This window comes from Enterobacter sp. KBR-315C3_2022 (assembly GCF_041399425.1).
Taxonomy (GTDB): Bacteria; Pseudomonadota; Gammaproteobacteria; order Enterobacterales; family Enterobacteriaceae; genus Enterobacter.
In genome coordinates, this window is sequence record NZ_JBGKEB010000006.1 from 15,762 (window position 1) to 34,764 (window position 19,003).

General features: G+C 57.9%; 17 protein-coding genes. 9 read left to right on the plus strand and 8 right to left on the minus strand.

The annotated features are described in order from the left end of the window. Positions 1–40 precede the first annotated feature (40 nt). A complete protein-coding gene (locus AB8804_RS08235) occupies positions 41–1,162 on the plus strand; it encodes a JmjC domain-containing protein (protein WP_371184960.1) in 1,122 nt (373 codons plus the stop codon). A 39-nt stretch (positions 1,163–1,201) separates the two neighbouring features. Here AB8804_RS08235 and AB8804_RS08240 read toward each other — a convergent pair whose 3' ends face one another. Further along, positions 1,202–1,387, minus strand: a complete 186-nt coding sequence (locus tag AB8804_RS08240) for a DUF2767 domain-containing protein (RefSeq protein WP_112010964.1) — start codon at positions 1,385–1,387, stop codon at positions 1,202–1,204. A 228-nt stretch (positions 1,388–1,615) separates the two neighbouring features. Between AB8804_RS08240 and AB8804_RS08245 the strand changes: the two genes are divergently transcribed. Beyond that, the gene (locus AB8804_RS08245) at positions 1,616–1,849 is read left to right on the plus strand and encodes a DUF2171 domain-containing protein (RefSeq protein ID WP_112010965.1); all 234 of its coding nucleotides are present in this window, start codon (positions 1,616–1,618) and stop codon (positions 1,847–1,849) included. Positions 1,850–1,986: 137 nt separating this feature from the next. Here AB8804_RS08245 and AB8804_RS08250 read toward each other — a convergent pair whose 3' ends face one another. Further along, positions 1,987–3,372 carry a PLP-dependent aminotransferase family protein gene (locus AB8804_RS08250; RefSeq protein ID WP_371184961.1) on the minus strand — a complete coding sequence of 462 codons (1,386 nt, stop codon included), beginning with the start codon at positions 3,370–3,372 and terminating at the stop codon, positions 1,987–1,989. Between the two features lie 103 nt (positions 3,373–3,475). On the opposite strand from AB8804_RS08250, the gene AB8804_RS08255 reads away from it, so the two are divergent. Next, positions 3,476–3,955 (plus strand): carboxymuconolactone decarboxylase family protein, encoded by a 480-nt coding sequence (locus AB8804_RS08255; protein WP_063428717.1) that lies wholly within the window; start codon positions 3,476–3,478, stop codon positions 3,953–3,955. Positions 3,956–4,146: 191 nt separating this feature from the next. On the opposite strand, the gene AB8804_RS08260 is transcribed toward AB8804_RS08255, so the two are convergent. After that, the gene (locus AB8804_RS08260) at positions 4,147–7,797 is read right to left on the minus strand and encodes an autotransporter outer membrane beta-barrel domain-containing protein (protein ID WP_371184962.1); all 3,651 of its coding nucleotides are present in this window, start codon (positions 7,795–7,797) and stop codon (positions 4,147–4,149) included. Between the two features lie 480 nt (positions 7,798–8,277). Between AB8804_RS08260 and AB8804_RS08265 the strand changes: the two genes are divergently transcribed. The 5 genes from AB8804_RS08265 (at position 8,278) to AB8804_RS08285 (ending at position 11,964) form a co-directional block, all read left to right on the plus strand. Then, a complete protein-coding gene (locus AB8804_RS08265) occupies positions 8,278–8,889 on the plus strand; it encodes a LuxR C-terminal-related transcriptional regulator (RefSeq protein WP_371184963.1) in 612 nt (203 codons plus the stop codon). 20 nt (positions 8,890–8,909) lie between these two features. Beyond that, positions 8,910–9,242 carry a hypothetical protein gene (locus AB8804_RS08270; protein ID WP_371184964.1) on the plus strand — a complete coding sequence of 111 codons (333 nt, stop codon included), beginning with the start codon at positions 8,910–8,912 and terminating at the stop codon, positions 9,240–9,242. Positions 9,243–9,363: 121 nt separating this feature from the next. Continuing rightward, entirely contained in the window at positions 9,364–9,834 is a 471-nt protein-coding gene (locus tag AB8804_RS08275) for a MarR family transcriptional regulator (RefSeq protein WP_371184965.1), read from the plus strand. Further along, positions 9,831–10,898, plus strand: a complete 1,068-nt coding sequence (locus tag AB8804_RS08280) for an HlyD family secretion protein (protein ID WP_371185202.1) — start codon at positions 9,831–9,833, stop codon at positions 10,896–10,898. Before AB8804_RS08275 ends, AB8804_RS08280 begins: the two co-directional genes overlap by 4 nt. Further along, positions 10,888–11,964, plus strand: a complete 1,077-nt coding sequence (locus tag AB8804_RS08285) for a DUF2955 domain-containing protein (protein ID WP_371184966.1) — start codon at positions 10,888–10,890, stop codon at positions 11,962–11,964. Before AB8804_RS08280 ends, AB8804_RS08285 begins: the two co-directional genes overlap by 11 nt. Here AB8804_RS08285 and AB8804_RS08290 read toward each other — a convergent pair. Beyond that, entirely contained in the window at positions 11,961–13,232 is a 1,272-nt protein-coding gene (locus AB8804_RS08290) for a DUF445 domain-containing protein (protein ID WP_371184967.1), read from the minus strand. The two genes, AB8804_RS08285 and AB8804_RS08290, sit on opposite strands and share 4 nt — an antisense overlap. Before the next feature lie 140 nt (positions 13,233–13,372). Between AB8804_RS08290 and AB8804_RS08295 the strand changes: the two genes are divergently transcribed. Next, positions 13,373–14,743: an NAD-dependent succinate-semialdehyde dehydrogenase gene (locus tag AB8804_RS08295; protein ID WP_371184968.1), complete on the plus strand. Its 1,371-nt coding sequence runs from the start codon at positions 13,373–13,375 to the stop codon at positions 14,741–14,743. 44 nt (positions 14,744–14,787) lie between these two features. Here AB8804_RS08295 and AB8804_RS08300 read toward each other — a convergent pair whose 3' ends face one another. From AB8804_RS08300 to AB8804_RS08315, 4 genes are all read right to left on the minus strand, one after another. Beyond that, the gene (locus AB8804_RS08300) at positions 14,788–15,333 is read right to left on the minus strand and encodes a YfaZ family outer membrane protein (RefSeq protein WP_371184969.1); all 546 of its coding nucleotides are present in this window, start codon (positions 15,331–15,333) and stop codon (positions 14,788–14,790) included. A 367-nt stretch (positions 15,334–15,700) separates the two neighbouring features. After that, positions 15,701–17,548, minus strand: a complete 1,848-nt coding sequence (locus AB8804_RS08305) for a 3'-5' exonuclease (protein WP_371184970.1) — start codon at positions 17,546–17,548, stop codon at positions 15,701–15,703. 186 nt (positions 17,549–17,734) lie between these two features. Then, positions 17,735–18,688, minus strand: coding sequence for a GTPase (gene yjiA / locus AB8804_RS08310; RefSeq protein ID WP_371184971.1), 954 nt, complete (start codon positions 18,686–18,688; stop codon positions 17,735–17,737). Positions 18,689–18,698: 10 nt separating this feature from the next. Then, on the minus strand, positions 18,699–18,902 hold the full coding sequence (locus AB8804_RS08315; RefSeq protein ID WP_059180224.1) for a YbdD/YjiX family protein: 204 nt from the start codon (positions 18,900–18,902) through the stop codon (positions 18,699–18,701). Positions 18,903–19,003: the final 101 nt, after the last annotated feature.

The following is a 19,003-nucleotide window of genomic DNA, read 5'->3' on the forward strand; positions in this document are numbered from 1 at the left end:
TCCATAATCGCGCCTGTCTCCCTTCTCACTGGTGCATACCATGGCGTATCAACTGAACCTGAACTGGCCGGAATTTCTCGAAAAATACTGGCAAAAAAAACCTGTTGTGCTGAAAAATGCCTTCGCGAATTTTGTCGATCCGATTACCCCGGACGAGCTGGCCGGCCTGGCGATGGAGCCAGAGGTCGACAGCCGCCTGGTGAGCCATTCGAACGGTAAATGGCAGGCCAGCAACGGTCCGTTTGAGCACTTCGACGGCCTGGGCGAAACCGGCTGGTCGCTGCTGGCGCAGGCGGTTAACCACTGGCACATGCCGTCCGCGGAGCTGGTGCGTCCGTTCCGCGTCCTGCCGGACTGGCGTCTCGATGACCTGATGATCTCCTACTCGGTGCCGGGCGGCGGCGTGGGTCCGCACATCGACCAGTACGACGTGTTTATCATTCAGGGGATGGGAAGCCGCCGCTGGCGCGTGGGCGACAAGCTGCCGATGCGTCAATTCTGCCCGCATCCGGCGCTGCTCCACGTCGATCCGTTTGAGCCGATCATCGACGAAGATCTGGCCCCGGGCGATATCCTCTACATTCCGCCGGGATTCCCGCATGACGGCTTCACGCACGAAACCGCGCTTAACTACTCCGTGGGCTTCCGCGGGCCGAACGGCCGCGATCTGATCAGCAGCTTTGCCGATTACGCGCTGGAAAACGATCTGGGCGGCGAGCATTACAGCGATCCGGATCTCACCTGCCGCGAGCACCCTGGCCGCGTGGAGCAGTACGAGCTCGATCGCGTTCGCCAGATGATGATCGAGATGATTAGCAAACCGGATGATTTCACGAAATGGTTCGGCAGCTTTGTCTCTACGCCGCGTCACGAGCTGGACATCGCCGCCGCCGAGCCGCCGTATACGCCGGAAGAGGTGCTCGACGCGCTGCAGGGCGGAGAAACCCTGACGCGCCTGAGCGGCCTTCGCGTGCTGAACATCAACGGCACGTTCTTCATCAACAGCGAGCTGCTGGAAACGGTGGATGCGAACGCCGCCGACGCGCTGTGCCGCTTCACGGCGCTGGGCCAGGCCGAGCTTGGAGAGGCGCTGAACAATCCGGCGTTCATCGATGAGTTAACCGGGCTGATTAACCAGGGCTACTGGTACTTCGAAGAGTAAATAAAGCGCGGCGTTTAGCCAGGCTAAACGCCGCGTGATTTAGACCAGCATATTACAGGCTTTCCAGTAGTTCAGGAGCCGTTCATCATCACGTTCCCGTTCCGCCTTGATCTTCATAGCCTGTGCCAGATTTTCGCGTGAAACTTCATGGCCTTTTTGCACGATGTCTAAAACCGCTTCACCAAGAGCCAGCGAAATTTCTGTCCGATTATTTTGAATCGTCATAAATACCTCCTCGTGGTTTGCGATAACCTAATTATAAAAGATGTCTGAACGGACGGTAATAATTCATCTAATTCTTAATTTTACTATTTTTATGACTCGCGCCCGTATAGCGGTGATTTAATATTCTGTCAATGTTGTTTCAAAATGCTAATAGCCCTTTGTAACCCCAATTTATGGGCTACAGTTAGTTTCGTGCAACAGCCAAATAACCGAAACAGGAGAATCAACATGGTTAATAAAAGCGAAATTAAGGATCATACCCAGGTTGTCGCGAGCTGCGGAACGCACGTCGGCGTGGTTGACCATCTGGACGGCGAACGCATCAAGCTCGCGAAAAGCGATCCAGAATCAGGCGGCAAGCACCACTTTATTCCCCTCGGCTGGGTCGATAAGGTAGAGGATAATAAAGTCGTTCTCACCAAAAACCATAAAGAAGTTTTTGCTGAGTGGCAGGACGCGTAAATTCATTACCGTCGCTAAATGCCTCATTGCGCTCCGGTTATTACCGGAGCGTAATGCTGTTTTAAGAATTGTGCTCGTGAATATAAATCTGCAGGGCGACACGCCCGGGTCGATAATTATCGCACCTCGCGTTTTCTTCAATCCATTATTTCAAGCGTCTGCTGCTTTGGCCTCTCCAGCAATTCCACCGCTTCCTGGTACGTCCGCACGTTGTTATAGCCCATCACCAGCCCGTACCGCTTGCCGGACCCGCAATACCACTCCGATAGCGCGTTGACCTGCAGCTGGTGCTGCTGCCAGCAGCGCGCGATGTCGCGGTCGGCGCTTCCTTTCGTCAGGAACGCCACGATGTGCATCCCGCCGTCGTTTTGCTCGGTGAAGAAACGATCCCCGTACACCTCCCGCAGGGCGGCAATCATCCAGTCGCGGCGGGTCTGATACAGGGCGCGCATCTTCTTGAGGTGGCGGAAAAAATGGCCCTCGTTCAAAAAGGCGGTGAGGATTTTTTGCGTCAGGATCGGCTGGCCGCTGGCGACAATGTCCGCGCAGTCGGTGAACGCGTCGACGGTGCTGGCGGGCATCACCACGTAGCCTATCCGCAGCGAGGGCATAATGGTTTTGCTGAAGGTGCCCATAAAAATCACCCGGTCGTGCTGGTCCAGGCTCTTAAGGGACGGCAGCACCTTGCGGGTGTAGTGAAACTCCCCGTCGTAGTCGTCCTCGATAATCCACGCTCCGTTCTGGCCTGCCCAGTCGAGAAGCTGCTGCTTGCGCGGCAGGGAGAGCGTCACCGCCAGCGGGCTCTGGTGCGACGGCGTGACGATGGCAAAGCGCGCGTCGCGATGGTGGCGCAGCAGGTAGTCGGTGTTGAGGCCGGACCGATCGACGGGGACGGTGTGCAGGCGCGGCACGATCCGCTTGAGCAGCTGCTGGCCCATAAAATAGCCCGGATCCTCAAACACCACCTTGTCGCTGCGGCTGGCGAGCGTATCGAGGATCAGGCGCAGGCTGCCGCTGTAGCCGCTGGTGATCAGCACCTGTTCAGCGGTACAGGAGAGGCCGCGCGAGATGTTGAGGTAGCGGGCGATGGCCTGGCGCAGCGGATACCAGCCCATCACGGGCGGGCTCAGCATCTCCTCCTGGCGCATGGCGCGCGTGGCCTGTCCCGCCAGCAGCAGCCATTTTTTATAGGGGAAGGCGTCGAGAGACGGAACGCCCGGACGCAGGAAACCGGCGCGCTCGCGCTGGCCGATCAGCGATTCCGGGAGCGTGCCGGTCGCCTGTTGTTCTGGCTTTGGCGAAGAGAGTAAAAGGTCGGGATTCACCCGCGTGCCGCGCGCTCCCGCGCTCACCAGATAGCCTTCGCCGATCAGAATCGCGTACGCCGTCTCCACGGTTTTGCGCGCCACCTTCAGCTGCGCGGCCAGCACGCGAATGGCGGGAACCCTGTCGCCGGGCTTCAGCACGCCGCGCGCGATGTTGTCCCGATAGCGGCTATAAATCTCATGGTAGCCGGGCTTCATGTCCTACCTCGTTTCACGGTTTTTGTGTCTTTTTACTATGTCATGAACGGCGTAGATTTGCTGTATCGCATGACGTATGCCGCAAACAAAAAGAGGAAAGACAATGAGCACTCGCGTTAATCACCATAAGGCCACACCTGCACTCGCCAACGCGCTGTCCGCCCTGAGCATGGAAGTGGCGAAAACCTCCATCGACCCGGCGCTCAAGCACCTGATCGACATTCGCGTGTCGCAGCTGAACGGCTGCACCTTCTGCCTGGATATGCACTCGAAAGAGGCCAAAATCGCCGGAGAGCGCGAGCTGCGCCTGTACCACCTGGCGGCGTGGCGCGAGTCCCCGCTGTTTAGCGCCCGCGAAAAAGCGGCGCTGGCGTTTACCGAAGCGCTGACGCAGATCGGCGTGCACGGCGTGAGCGACGCGCTGTACCGCAGCGTGGCGGAGCATTTTTCGGACGTGGAGATTTCAGAGCTGAATTTTGCCATCGTGGCGATAAACGCCTGGAACCGTCTGGGGATCACCTCGCGCATGGAGCCCGGCTCGCTGGACGTGGCCTACGGGCTGAACAAGGCTAATCTGGAATAATTTCGCGCTCGACCGCCCGGTGGCGCTTCGCTTACCGGGCCTACGTGATTGCATTGCCCGGTGGCGCTGCGCTTACCGGGCCTACACGATCCCGCCGGCTGAATGGTGCGGGATCCCGTAGGCCGGATAAGCGCAGCGCCATCCGGCACAACGCTGCGCACGTTGCCTAATCAGCGCCAGCGGGGTTTACGTCAGAACGCCAGCCGATACGTGGCGGTGACGCCCTGGCGCGTTTCGTGGTCCGAAGCGTTTATGCTGTAGCCCACGCCAAAGGTCATGTTGCCTTTCTGGAACTTGACCCCAGCCTGGCCGGTAAAGGCGGTGTCGTCGATCATCTCTGCCGAGATAACGTCGCTGCCGCGAATGCCGACGGTGTGCAGCCTGCTGTCAACGTCCCGATCGCCCGTCACGGCGACCACCCCGGCATCCGCCTGCGCGCTCAGGTTCCAGCCGGAATCCAGCGCGAAGGTTTTATTCACCTTCACCCCGACCGGGAACTGCCAGATATCCTGGCTGCCTTTGTCGGTATGGAAGACCTTCTCGCCGCTGCCGCTTTTGGTATCAAAGGCGTCCGTTTTCAGCTGGCTGTAGCGTGCGCCGGCGTAAGGGATCACGTCTACCACGCCCGTCTCAATCCGGTATTCCCCCCGCAGCCCGGCGCTCAGCATCTGGGCATCGACGTTCGCATCAAACCGGCTGCCCATTCCCAGCCAGCCCGGCTGCTTCTGATTGATGTCGTTGCTGCTCTGCGTCAGGCTGACGTCGCCCGTCACGCTGAGCTGGCGCTGCGTCCAGCTCTGGTACAGCGAAACGCCCCAGAAGCTGAAATCGTTATGCGTGGCGCTGAAGTCACCGCGCGAATCGCTGTCGCCGTTCCCGGCGTGGAACGCCGCGCCCGAGCGCATCTCGCCGAAATCAGTGCCGTAGGTTTTATCCGCGCCGAGCATCAGGCCGTAGAAATTGCTGTCCTGGCCGTAGCGCAGGCTTCCCGCGCTCAAATCGCTGCTGCGCGCATTGCCGTAAAGCGCATGCACCCACACGCTGGCGTCAGGCCGATCGTTTTGCAGCCGCGCGTCGGCAATGGACGTTCTGTCGAGCAGCGCGTCGATAGCCGCCATGCCCGCCGCCCAGGTGTTGCTCTGCGCGCCGCCCGCGATGGCCATCTGCGCCGCGCTGTTCACCGTCCGCACGATCTGCTGATTGGTCACATCAGGCGTATCGACGGCAATGGAGAGGAAGCGCTGCCCGGCGGCACTCACCGCGCGGTCGTTTTCTCCGCTGGCGATCAGCGTATTCAGGGCGTTCGGCGTCGCGATGCCGGGCAGCACGTCCTGCGCGTCGCGGGCCTTGGTTGATACCGTCACCTCACCGTTCTGCGCCGCGGTGGTGGCGCTGAGCAATCTGTTGAGGCGCAAATTATCGTTTTGCCAGCCGCCGCTGGCGATGTTGATATCGCTGAAGCCTTTTGCCACCGAATAGGTCTGATTGGCCTTCGCGTCCGCCACGTACAGCGCGGCGCGGCTGGCGACCTTCAGCGTGCCGTTCTCGGCGTTAAGCGCCGCCCGGCCTGCGGTTAACGCTGCGCCGTCGACCATCAGCAGGGAGTTGTCTGCAAACTCCGCCGTATTGAATGCGGCATCGCGGACGCCCGCGCTTCCCGTCAGGGAGCCGTCCACCTTCAGGCCGCCCTGCGCGGCGTTCAGGGTTTGCGGTGCCTGAATAGCCAGCGCCGCGGTGATGGCGTCCTGTCCCCAGCGCAATCCCGAGTCGGCAAATTCCGCTTCGGCTGCCGCCGTGGAGGTATCTCCCAGCACCAGCAGCGAGTTTTGCCCCACGGTCAGGCGGCCGTTAACGTCGCTGCTGCCAGCGACAACCTTTGAGGCCGAGGCCAGCGTGCCGTTCTCGCTCCACGCCGGGTCGATAAACAGTCGCGCGCCCTGCAGGTTCAGCGACTGGGCGATCAGGGTTCCGGCGCTGTCCGCGCTGCCCACGGCGATCTGCGCGTCCTTGCTGGCGTTGAGCCGTTCCACCATAAGCGCGCCGTTAACGCTCAGCTGCGCGGAGTCATTCAGGTCGAGGTTCGTATGGAGTGCGGCATGCTCTGCGATCGCTATCTTGCCGCTGCTGACCACGCCCGCCTTCGCGCTGCCGGAGGCGATGGTGTGATCCCCGGCGAGGATATTGAGCGTGCCCGCCGAAGAGAGGTTCAGCCTGCCGTTAAGGTGGTTGCTTTCGCTGCCCGCGACCGTCGAGCCGAGGTTGAGCGTGCCCTGATTTACCGCGATGTCGACGGCGGCGTTCGGCTGCCCGGCGACCTCAATCAGCGCGCCGCCCGCGGCGCCCGTCAGCGTCAGCGACTGATCGCCTTCAATCTCAATCTTCGGCGTGCCGGAGCCCTCAAAGCGCAGCTGCGACGCGCCAAAGCCGTTGGCAACGGCAATTGAACTCTCCGTCTGCGCATTGCCCGCGCCGATAACCAGGCGGTTTTTGCTTGAGGTGACCTGGGTTGTTGCCAGCGTCGCCTGGCTGGTGGAGGCATCCGCCACGCTTGCCGTTCCGCCCGTGCTCCCGGGATTTTCAATTTTGCCGAGCATCACCAGCGAGTTGCCGACGGCCGCGCCGATCAGCGCGTTGACCGCGGTCACGTAGTCCAGGCGGTAGGTGCTATCCGTCAAAATGAGGGTGCTGTCCGTCAGCGACAGGTTTTTCCCGGTGGCGTTAAACCCGCCCGGAAGCGCGGCGGCGGTAGAGGCGTTAAACAGCCGATCGGAGCGGGTCTGGAGCTGGCTGCCGTTGGTCATGGCAAGCGCTGCGCCGCTGCTGAGCGAGAGCGTATCGGCGATGATTTTTGTCCCGCTGAAGGTGAGCTTCCCGCTGCTGAGCTGCACGGGGGCGGTGATTGTTCCTCCCGTCACGGTCAGCGCCGTGCCGACGTTTTCATTGCTAAAGCCGCCGGTGAAGCTCGCATTATCCGTGAACGTTAACTGGCTGAAGTGGCTGAACTGTTTTCCGTCCAGCGAGGTGTTGCCCGCCAGGTGCAGGGTGCTGTTTTGATCGCTGCCGTACAGGTTTCCCTCTACGTTTGCGCTGGTCAGCCAGACGTCAACGCGCTGGATGCTTTTGCCCGCGAGGTTAATGTCTCCTGAAAGGGTACTGTCAGTGAGCCTGACGTCCACCGTGCCGCTGCCGGTGTGGGCGTCCACGCTGCAGGTGAGGACTGAGCGGGTGATGTCCATCGCAATCGCCGCCGCGTCGTTGGCGGTGATGTCGCCCGTTACCCGGCTGTTATCGATGACGGTGATAATCTCTTCCGGGCTGGTCGCGTAGAGCGCGCCCGTCAGGCTGCTGTTTTGCACGGTGATGCGGTGCTTACCCGTGCCCAGAGCTAAGATCCCGCCGTTGACCTTGCTGTCGTTGGCGATGGTCACGTCGATGCTGTCGTTCGGCGTCAGAAACAGCGCCCAGCCCCTGGCATACGCTTTACTGATCGGGGTTACGCCCTTTTTATCGTAATCCACCTCAGCGTTCGCGCCGTTCAGCGTCGAGCCATCCACGCGTATCTGGGTATGGGTGGTCGTGTTTGATCCCCCCGCTTCAATCCAGTCTACCGTCGCGTTATTCACCAGCGAAATCTCGGCGCTGCCGTTTTTGCTGGCGTTAATGTAATAGCCGCTGAGATCCGCGCCGTCCACCAGCAGGCGCTGGGTATCCGTGCTCGTCCGCGATGAGGTGCCGCTGGCTAAATAGATATTCTGCGCTTTTGCCGTGCTATTGATGGCGGCATCCTGCGAGGGGGCGGTGAAATACCACGCGACGGGTTTGGGATCTAGCGTCGAGGTCATTTCATATTCCTGAAGCCCGCAGACGCCGGCTGCGGAATACGCGGTACAGCTATTTGCCTGCGCCGCGAAAGGCATAAGCAGACTGCTCCCAAAAAGCACGCTCATGCTGGTGGCAATTTTAGAAAGTTGAAACGTTTTGTTCATTATATATATCCCTCTATACATGCATTACGCTTATGCCGATAACGGCATTAAATTAGAACAATGCTTAATTCCTTGTTACGTTTTGAAGCATAACAAAACGAGCGGGAGGGGATTATTAGGATTGGTCTTTGTGAGGTTGGAAAAATCTTATTAGAAATCTCATGCATATGTTATATGAGATAAAATCAGAATAATTTTTTATTGTAATGTGATGAATAGCACGATTTGTTCTTATGCGTTAAGAATTTTCCTATACCGTGCGGAAAAAAGCGTATTGATATTAAATACATTTCTGAGGATTATGATTTAATCCGCAGAGATGTTAGGGTTATGAGAATGATAATTGTGATTTCATCCTGTAGGTACTTCAGGCAAGGCTTTGAATTATTGTTAAAAACGCTGAATCCTGAGGCGTCAATTTTCACTGACGTTACGTATGTGGATGATATTAAAAAGGCGCACAGGGACGCGCTTGTGCGCGCCAAGGCTATCGTGGTGGATTACGGCCAGTCAGACATTAAGGCGCTGAATAACCTGCTCGAGGTTAAAAACAAATATCCTGACGCCAAGGTGATATTCATCACGCGCGAGGCCTGCTTCGACAGCACGATTGAGAATATATTGATCAACACGGCGGCGGATTTAACCATAGACTGTAAATCTTCGGTTAATAAAGTGACCCAGTGCCTGACGCGCTTTGCGATTGCCGACCAGCGGATCACCATTTTCAAAAATATGCGCTGGTGTAATATTGAGCGCGAAAAAAGCCTGACGAAAATGGAATCGCTGCTGTTGCCCTATATTGTCTCCGGAAAAAAGAATAAGGAAATATCCCGCTGCGTTAACGTGACCGGGAAAACGGTAAGCCATCATCGTAGAAACATTTATAAAAAGTTCGCGGTTAACAATCTGACCGGGTTATATAAAAAATTTGACCACAGTGTATGAATGCGATCTCGGGTGAAAAAATGGACAAAATGATTGCTGCTCAACAGAAGCTTAAAGAAGCATTGCTATTGCTGGCACAGGACGCCGACTTTACCGAAAAGCATCTGCGCGTGTATCGCCAGTGCATTAATCCCGTTACGGCGCAGGGGATACCCGCGGTGATCCGCAAGGACTATTACCGCCTGGTCGATCTCTTCGCGCCGCTGGTGGCATCTGGCGAGGGCGACGAGGCGGCCGTTGACGCTGGCGCGCTTAGCGACATTGCCCCTGCGGTGATGGAACTCTTCATCCGCCTGACGGAGTGGATAACCCTTGAACACTACCTGCAAAACCAGCGGGTACATTTCGCCTGAGGGCACCTTTCCCCGCTCGTTCTTCCGCATTTTGTTACCAATTATTGCGCTTATCCCTCTCGTTTCTTGATACTTACCCTGATAACTATTATCGTTATCGGGTGATACGAGAGGGTTTCCCATGAGTGAAGACATTATGTTCAGCCGCAGGCCGATGGGCATGCGGATGGCGATGATCGTGCGCCAGTGGCGCGCGGTAATCGACGACGCCATTCTTGATACGGGGCTAACCCAGTCGAGCTGGACGGTAATGATGCAGCTGCATCAGCTTGGGGATAACGTCTCGGTCAGCGAGCTGGCGGAGGTGCAGGGCATCGAGCTGCCGCCGCTGATGCGCACGATAGCCCAGCTTGAACTGCGGGGCTACCTGCTGCGCACCACCTCGCCGTACGACAAGCGCATCCGCCTGCTGACGCTGACGCCGGAAGGCCATGCCGTCCTGCGCAGGCTAAACAGCGTGATTGAAGCCTGTCAGGCCCGCGTATCGCAAAACATCGCGCCGGAACATCTCGAGATTTTCAGCGCAACGCTTAATCAATTCGCCTGCAATTTGCGGACTCTCCGCGAAGAAGATAACAAGACCGAAAAATAATGACCCCTGAACAAAAGTTTGCCCGGTGGGTAAGGGTAAGTATTGCCTCTTTCCTGCTGATGTTTGTCTACTTTATCGTCGCGGATATCTGGATCCCGCTGACGCCGGACTCCACCGTCATGCGCGTGGTGACGCCGGTCTCCGCGCGCGTGTCGGGCTACGTGGCGGCGGTGCACGTCCACAACAACAGCCCGGTGAAGAAGGGCGACCTGCTCTTTGAGCTGGACGACACGCCGTTTCGCAATAAGGTTGAGGCCGCGCAGATCGCGCTGGAGCAGGCGCGCCTGTCAAACGACCAGCTCGATGCGCAGATCGCCGCCGCGCAGGCCAGCCTGAAAACCGCCGTGCTGACCGCGCGCAACGACAAAGTCACCTTCGACCGCTACCAGAAGCTGAGCACCCTGCAGAACGTCTCGCAGTCGGATCTGGACAAGGTGCGCACCGCCTGGCAGAGCAGCGAGCAGTCCGTCCATTCTATAGAGGCGAACATCCACAACCTGCGCATTCAGCGCGGCGAGCGGGATGAGCACCGCAACGTGACGCTGCAAAAATACCGCAACGCGCTGGACGAGGCGCAGCTCAACCTCGGCTGGACGAAGGTCTACGCCGGGGCGGACGGCACGATCAGTAACCTGCAGCTCAGCGCCGGCTTTTACGCTGCGTCCGGCTCCGCCGCGCTGGCGCTGGTGAACACCCAGACAGATATCGTGGCCGACTTCCGCGAGAAGAGCCTGCGCCACACCCGCCAGGGGACCGACGCCGCCGTGGTGTTTGACGCCTTCCCGGGCCAGGTTTTCCGCGCCCACGTCACCAGCAGCGATGCGGGGATCCTCGCCGGGCAGGAGTCGGTGAACGGCGAGCTGTCCCAGCCGGAGACCTCCAACCGCTGGGTGCGCGACGCCCAGCGGATGCGCATTCACGTGGCGCTGGACGAGCCGCTGCCGAAAAGCCTGCCGACCGGGGCGCGCGCCACCGTGCAGCTTTACAACAGCGAAGGGCCGTTCTCCCGCTTCTTCTCCGGGATGCAGATCCACCTGGTGAGCCTGCTGCACTATGTCTATTAACACGCTGGCCCGGGTCTTTACCCCGCACGGCAACATCGTCTATACGGCAAACGACTTTCGCCAGACCCTGCGCATCGTCTTTGCCGGCACGTTCGCCCTGAGCATCTCCAGCTTCTACAACACCTCGTACGGGGTGTTTTTCGTGGTCTACCCGATCATGCTGCTGTCGCTGGTGCCGGTGTTTAATCGCCACGTGGCGAAGCAGTTCATCTTTAGCGCCTCGCTGAACTGCGTCGAAATGATATTTATCATCGGCTATCTGTCGCAATGGCCGCTGATCATGACGCTGGTGGTGTTTGCCCTGTACGTGATGCGCTTTCGCTTTATGAGCAAGGGGCCGCTGTTCCTGTTCGGCTCGATGGGCGTGGTGTGCCAGAGCGTGATGCTCAACTTTATGAGCTATCCCACGACCAACTGGCACACGCTGCTGTTTTCCAACATCGAGGCGAGCGTAATGGCGGTGTGCCTGAGCGCGCTGATGAACTACCTGCTGCCGGACGTAGAGCCGCGCAGGCCGCCGCCGCTGATTGAGAAAGACGACGCCCGCGTGCGCCACGAATCCCTGCTGTCCGGCACCGTCGCCACGCTGATTTTTGTGGTGTTCCAGATAAGCGACCTCAGCGATTCCCTGTCGGCGCTGATGGCGGGCGTGCTGATCTTGTTTCCGATGCACTATCGCGGCGCGGTGATGAGCTCCATCTGGCGCGTGGCCGGGGTGGTGTTGGGCTGCCTGTACATTCTGGTGGTGCAGCTTATTCTGTACGATCACAGCAGCCACATGCTGCTGATGATGCCGCTGATTGCTCTCGGGCTGGCGTTCGGCGCGCGGCTGCACGTGATGGAGAAGGTCGGCGCGGGCGTGGGCTTCGCCAGCATCACCACCATCGGGATTATGTTCGGGCAGAACATGCACCCGGACGGCGACCTGGTGTTCAGCGATCTGTACCGCATCACCTCGGTCACGTTCGCGCTGGTGGCGACGCTGACGCTGGTTTTCCTGGTGCACCGGATCCTCAACTGCTTCGAGCCGACGCGCTACGTCATCGCGCCGCCGAAGGAGGACTAGCGCGCAAGCAGGGCGGGCAGCTGCGACAGCAGGAACAGGATCAGGCCGATCGTCCCGCCGACCAGCGTGCCGTTGACGCGGATAAACTGCAGGTCTTTGCCGATGTTCAGCTCGATCTGGCGCGACATGTCTTTTGCATCCCAGCTTTTCACCGTGTCGCTGATGTGGCGCGTCAGGAACGCGGCAAAGTCGGGCGCGACGCGGTGCGCCGCCTGCTCCAGATGTTCGTTCAGCGACGCGCGCAGGCTGGCATCGGCGGCGAGCGTTTCGCCAAACCACAGCCCGGCGCTGGCGATGCGCTGCTTCACGCGCGAATCTTCGCTGTGCATGTCCGCCTTCAGCCAGTCGCGCAGGTCGCCCCACATCTCCCCCAGATAGCGGTTAAACGCCTCGTCGTTCTTCAGGTAGTGCTTAATGCCGTCGGCCTTGGCCGCCATGTCCGGATCGTTTTTCAGATTGTCGATCAGCTTCAGCGTGGCGCGATCGAACGCCTGGCGGATCTGGTGCGTGCGGTCGTGGCTGATGTCGTCCAGCAGGCTGTTGACCGCGTTCGACACCATCTCCGCGCTCTGGTCGCCGAGCCACTCGGTGGGCAGCACCTTCGCCTTGCGCGGATGCTCGGTTTTGAGCCAGTGGACAATCTGCGTGGCGATAAATTCTCGCGAGCTGTCGCGCTGAATCAACGTAATCAGGCGGTTAATAATGGCGTCTAACAACACCTGGTGGCGGTTGTTTTTGGTCATGCTTTCCAGCATCACCGCGCTGGTTTCGGTGAGGTCCACCTTGTCGATGGCCTTATGCACCGCGCGCTTGAGCAGCCGCTGGATGCGCCCGTCGTCGGCAAGCTCGAGAAAACCGCCCATGACCTGAATCAGATGCTGGCCCACGCGCTGGGCGTTGTCCGGTTGGCTGAACCATGCGCCGATCATTTTTGCAGGCTCGTAGCGGCGGATCAGCGCCACCAGGGACTGGGTATCGAGAAACTTCTCCTGCACAAACTGGCCGAGATTGTCGCCAATTCGGTCCTTATTGCGCGGGATAATCGCCGTATGCCGGGCAATAAACGGGATCGGCACCCGGCGAAACAGGGCGACCACGGCAAACCAGTCCGCCAGCGCGCCGACCATCGCCGCCTCGGCAATGGCCTTTACGCCGCGCACCCAGAAGGTCTGCGGCAGGAAGAGGGTGGCAATAAACGCCGCGGCGGCAACCAGCAGCAGCGACAGCGCCAGCAGCTTGGCGCGTTTCAGTTCGGTATGTTTTTCCATGGGGTAAGGATAGAGGGAAGCGGGGGGATAAGGCAAAGAACAGAAAACTAAGAACCTTCCGGATATACCCAACTTTACGCCCGCACCCGCCCACGTTGACTACCCTTAATACCCTAAGCGGTAAAACAAGGAGATTCGAAATGGCCTATCAGACAGTCAACCCTGCCACTAACCAGCTCATCAAAGAATACCCCTCGCATACCGATGCGGACGTCGAAGCGGCGCTGAAGGCCGCCGACGCGCTCTACCATTCCGACTGGTCAAAGGGCGATATCGACCAGCGCCTGCCGGTGCTGCACAAGCTCGCGGATCTGATCGACGAGCGCGTGGAGGATCTGGCCAAAATCGCCAGCCAGGAGATGGGGAAACTCATTGAGCAAAGCCGCGGCGAGGTGAAGCTGTGCGCGCAGATCGCCCGCTACTATGCGGACAACGCGAAGCAGTTCCTGGCGCCGGTGGAGTACAAAACCGAGCTGGGCGAAGCCTGGGTCGAGCACCATCCTGTCGGCGTGCTGATGGCCGTTGAGCCGTGGAACTTCCCGTACTATCAGCTGATGCGCGTCCTTGCGCCAAACCTGGCGGCGGGTAACCCGGTCATTGCGAAGCATGCCAGCATCGTGCCGCACTGCGCCGAGACCTTTGCGCATCTGGTGCGCGAAGCGGGCGCGCCGGAAGGGGCGTGGACCAACCTGTTTATTTCGTCCGATCAGGTGGCGAAGATCATTGCCGACGACCGCGTGCAGGGCGCAGCGCTGACCGGTTCCGAAAAGGCCGGCAGCGTGGTGGCGGCGCAGGCGGCCAAGCACATCAAAAAATCGACCCTCGAGCTGGGCGGTAACGACGTGTTCGTGGTGCTCGACGACGCGGATATCGACAAAGCCGTGAAGATTGGCGTCAATGCCCGTCTGAACAACGCGGGACAGGTCTGCACCGCGGCGAAGCGCTTTATTCTTCATGAAAAAATCGCCGACGCGTTCCTGAGCAAGTTCACCGAGGCCTTTAAGCAGGTGAAGATGGGCGATCCGCTGGACGAGAGCACCACGCTGGGGCCGCTGTCCTCGAAGGACGCGCTGGAAACCCTGACCAAACAGGTCGACGAGGCGGTGAAAAACGGCGCGAAGCTGCACTTTGGCGGTAAGCCTGCCCAGCGCGACGGCAGCTTCTTTGAGCCGACGATCCTGACCCACATCTCACGCGAGAACCCGGCGTACTTCGAAGAGTTCTTCGGCCCGGTGGCGCAGATGTACGTCGTGAAAAGCGACGATGAAGCGGTCGCGCTGGCGAACGACTCCCACTACGGCCTGGGCGGCGCGGTGTTCAGCCAGGACATTGCGCGGGCGAAGAAAATGGCGTCGCGCATTGAGACCGGCATGGTGTACATCAACTGGCTCACCGATACCGCGGCGGAACTGCCGTTCGGCGGCGTGAAGCGCTCCGGCTACGGGCGCGAGCTGTCGGATCTGGGGATCAAAGAGTTTGTGAACCAGAAGCTGGTGGTGTTGCGTAAGTAAGAGGTAATAAAAAAACCTGCCGTTCGGCAGGTTTTTTTTAGGTATTAGAAAGTGATCCCGCCGCCAACATAGGCACCGTCAATCAGCGTGTGGTTTGGACGGCCGTCTTTGCCGTCAACGCTCACGTGGCGGTAGCCCACTTTCAGCGTCACCGGCGAGATTGGCGTCCAGCTTACGCCGCCGTTGGCTTCAACGTAGTTTTTCACGCTGTTGTTCAGCCCTTCCGGTGCGGCATAGCCTTCGCCGAACACGTGGATGCTGTCGGTCAGGGCAACGCTTACGCCGCCGCCGATTGGGAACGCCACGCCGTTATCGCCTTTCTTCGGTCCGATGTAGATCGCTTTAGCACCCGCGTTCAGCATCACCGGGCCCACTTCCAGGTTGTAGCCTGCGCCCACGCCGCCGGTCTGCGTACCGTCGTCGGTGTTTTTCAGCCAGTTGCTTTCAGCGTACAGGCCGGAAGAGGACTTGCCCATTTCCAGATTGAGGTTGGTATAGTTTGTACCCTGCTCGATGCTGCCGCCCATTGCCAGTGCGGAACCCGATACGGCGGTCAGTGCGGCCAGAACCAGAACGTTGAGCTTTTTCATGTTTTATACCTCGTCATCAAGTTAATCTGGGCACACCCTAACAGGCGATGTTTATGACTGCAAATGTGATGAAGGTCGAGGTTTTATGCTGGTTTTGTTAATTAACTGAAGCTTACGTGTGTAGTTGAAGTGTCTTATTTGCGGCGTCAACTGTTAACAATTCAACGTTTAGGAGCGGTTTAGATTTTTAGCTAAACATTCGCTGAACGATTAAAAAAAACTGATTTGAGGTGCATTTATTGCATTTCTAATAATTTCCAAAAATGTTTCACGAGTCATCGATATCAACGTAAATTTACATTTCTGGCTGCGATATTTACCTGAAAATTTCCCCGGCGCGAAGGCCGGGGGAGCTAAAAGAACGTCGTTATGCCATTTTATTGCTGTGGGCATATGTTTCCAGAAGATGATCGTGCAGCTCTCCGCTGCCGTGCATCGTCACTAACAGATTCTGGCGAGCACGCGTAAAGCCGACGTACAGGCGTTTAATATCGTCGCTCAGATCCTCTTCCTCCCGTCCTTTTGCCGCATCCATAATGGCGACGGAATGAAACTCGAGTCCCTTGCTGCTCGGCAGCGGCAATACGCAGAGAAGATCGTTTTGCGGCGACCAGTGTTTTTTATCATTGCCGGTGACAATCATCTGATAAGGGATCTTGCGGGCCGTCAGCCTGGGCGCGAGCGCGCCGGAGATGCTGTAGGTTGAGGGGCAAAGAATGGCTATCTCTGACCACGCAACCCCCTGCTTGCGCTGCTCGGTTACCCAGTTTAGGACGTGGGTAATCTCATCGTCCTGGTTGTCAAAGCGCGACAGCACGGGGTAGTGGCCGGACAGGCCGCCCGCATCGGGCTGCTGATATTTGAGGGCGGCATCAATGTGATTATTTAAATAATTAAAGGCGATGCTGCTGGCAAAATGCAGTATCTGGCGGGTGTTGCGGTAGTTGATATTCAGGATGGTGGTTCGGCCCTGGGCCTTGATATCCACGCTTGAGAGGGTGAAATCGAGCGCTTTCTTTTTCTGGTAAATGGACTGGGCATCGTCATAGAGAAACAGGAGCGCGTTATCCCGGCTGTCCGGCATGCGGGCCAGTATTCTCAGCCATTCTGGCTTAAAGTCGTGCCCTTCATCGATCAGCACCGCGCTGTACTGCTCAGGTTCGATCGCACCCGCTTCAAAGGCTTCCGTTAGTGCATTTTCCATCTGACTTACAAAGCTTTTACCTTTTGGTGGGAGTCGCTTGAGCGCGTTCAGCTGCTGATAACACCAGGCGTGAAAATGGATGACGTCGACGGGGACCGGAAGGGTATGCTGCTCGAGCTGGGCCTTAAGCTTTCTGGCCAGCGTGATGTTGTAGCATATCACCAGAATCGGCTTGTCATTTTCAATGCTGTTAGCAAGCGCGATGCAGCGGTGCAGCAAAATAAGCGTCTTGCCCGATCCGGCAACGCCGTGGATTACGCGGTGGCCTTCGCCCATGCTTCTGGCAAGCTGTTCCTGATTGCGGTCCATAATGGAGATGATGTCAGGCGTATGAAGCGTGAAATGGTGTAGCTCGACGTCGGTAATCGATTTGTTGATGCGCACATCAGGATAGAGGTGCCATCTGATTCGATCGAGCTGCTGCGGTGTGGCATGGTGTGCAAAGCGATGTTTGAGAAGCGTGCCCAGCCGCGAGGATATTTCAGCTTTGGTCATAAACTCATTCAGCTCATCCTTGCAGATCACCTGGTCGGCAGGGAGGATTTCATTGAGCTCATCGGGTGAAAAATGTTTTTCGAGCTGCGCGCGGGTGATGTTGCTTAAATACGCCCCGAACCCGTAGGGAAGAATAAAGCTGCCCTGATAATTGCCGTCCGTCTGGCGAAGCTGCGGATCTTTTTTAAGACTATCGACGGTATCAAAAGCGTATTGGCGAACCTGCTCAAGCGGATTTTTTAACGGCTCGATGCCGTTTGCGGTTTCGTAATGGATATGCGTCTTGTTGGCTGATTTTATTTTAGTGATGAACCAGTCTTTGACCTCGAGAAATAATAAGCCTTTCTCCGGGCTCAGTATCACAAAATCGGGATGATTTTGTTTTTCTCCCATTCGCGTGTCGTACCAGCAGGTACATTGATCGCTCAGGCCGCCTTCCAGGATCCGTGCCAGCCGTTTTTCACCGGCGGTGATTTTATCGCTACAGCTGCTGACTGTGGGAATAATAATTGCCATGTTACACCTACTCATTCACGAGGCTTATATTTATAAGTTCAATAAAAATTGAGATAAATGGTTGTTTAAAGAAGGTTTCTTTATTTGAGAAACCTTAACAGACAATATTGTTCACACAAAGGATATAGCGAGGGATTCAGGTCAAACGGCAGGTGCTCCCTTCCGAAATAAAAGGGAGCATATATGCTATTTCTTCAACCCGGCAAACGCCGCCCGAATTTCCTCTTCCGGCAGCTGAATACCAATAAAGACCATTACGCTGCGCGGCGCTTCCTCGCCCCACGGGCGATCCCAGTCGGCGCTGTACAAACGCTGCACGCCCTGGAACAGCAGGCGGTTTGGCTCGCCGTCTATCCACAGCATTCCTTTGTAGCGCAGGAGCTTATCCGCAAACGACAGCAGCAGGTTTTCCATCACCCGCGAGACCTCGCTGATGTCTACCGGGTAGTCCAGCTCGACCACGATAGAAGAGACGTCGTTCTGCTTGTCCGCCATAAAGTGGAAGCGCGGCTTCGACGTCACGTTCTCTTCGAGCATAAAGCCGTTGGTGTTGAACAGCTGCGACAGGTCGATATCGCCGTGCGTCACGGTGTAAATCGGCGCGCGCGAGTTGATGCGCGTCAGGCGTTCGCGGAGCGTTTCGGCTTCGCCCGCCACGTCGGTTTTGGTCAGCAGGATGCGGTCGGCGTAGCCAACCTGCGACTGGGCAATCGTGAACTGGTTCATCTGCTCGTCGGCGTGAACCGCGTCGACGAGGGCAATCACGCCGTCGAGCAGGTAGCGCTGGCAGATGACGTCGTGGGAGAAAAAGGTCTGAATAATCGGGCCGGGGTCGGCCATGCCGGTGCACTCAATCACCAGGCGGTCAAAGTCGATCTCACCGCGGTCGCGGCCGTCGAGCAGGTCCAGCAGGGCGTCTTCCAGCTCGCTGGAGCGGGTGCAGCAGATGCAGCCGTTGGTCAGGGTTTTGATCTGCGTGGCGCGGTCGCCGATGAGCTGGTCGTCTACGGAGACTTCGCCGAACTCGTTTTCGATGACGGCGATTTTAAAGCCGTGCCGTTCGTTGAGGATGTGGCGCAGCAGGGTCGTTTTGCCTGCGCCGAGAAAGCCGGTGAGAAGGGTAACGGCAATCGGGGTCATGGTCTCTCCTTTAGCAGCAGCGTACGCCGCCTTCGCCACTTCCGCCGTAGCGCGCTTCCTGGCGCTCGCGGAAGAACTCGTTGTAGGTCATGTACGGCTTATCCGGATGGTTGGTCTTCATATGCTCAACGTAGTTGTCATAGTCCGGGATGCCGATCAGCATCTTTGCCGCCTGACCGAGGTATTTTTTTGCTTCGCCTAAGTTACCAAACATTGTGCATTCCAGACAGAAAAAGCCCCTCACCCTAACCCTCTCCCCAAAGGGGAGAGGGAATATTGACACCCTCTCCCCTTTGGGGAGAGGGCTGGGGTGAG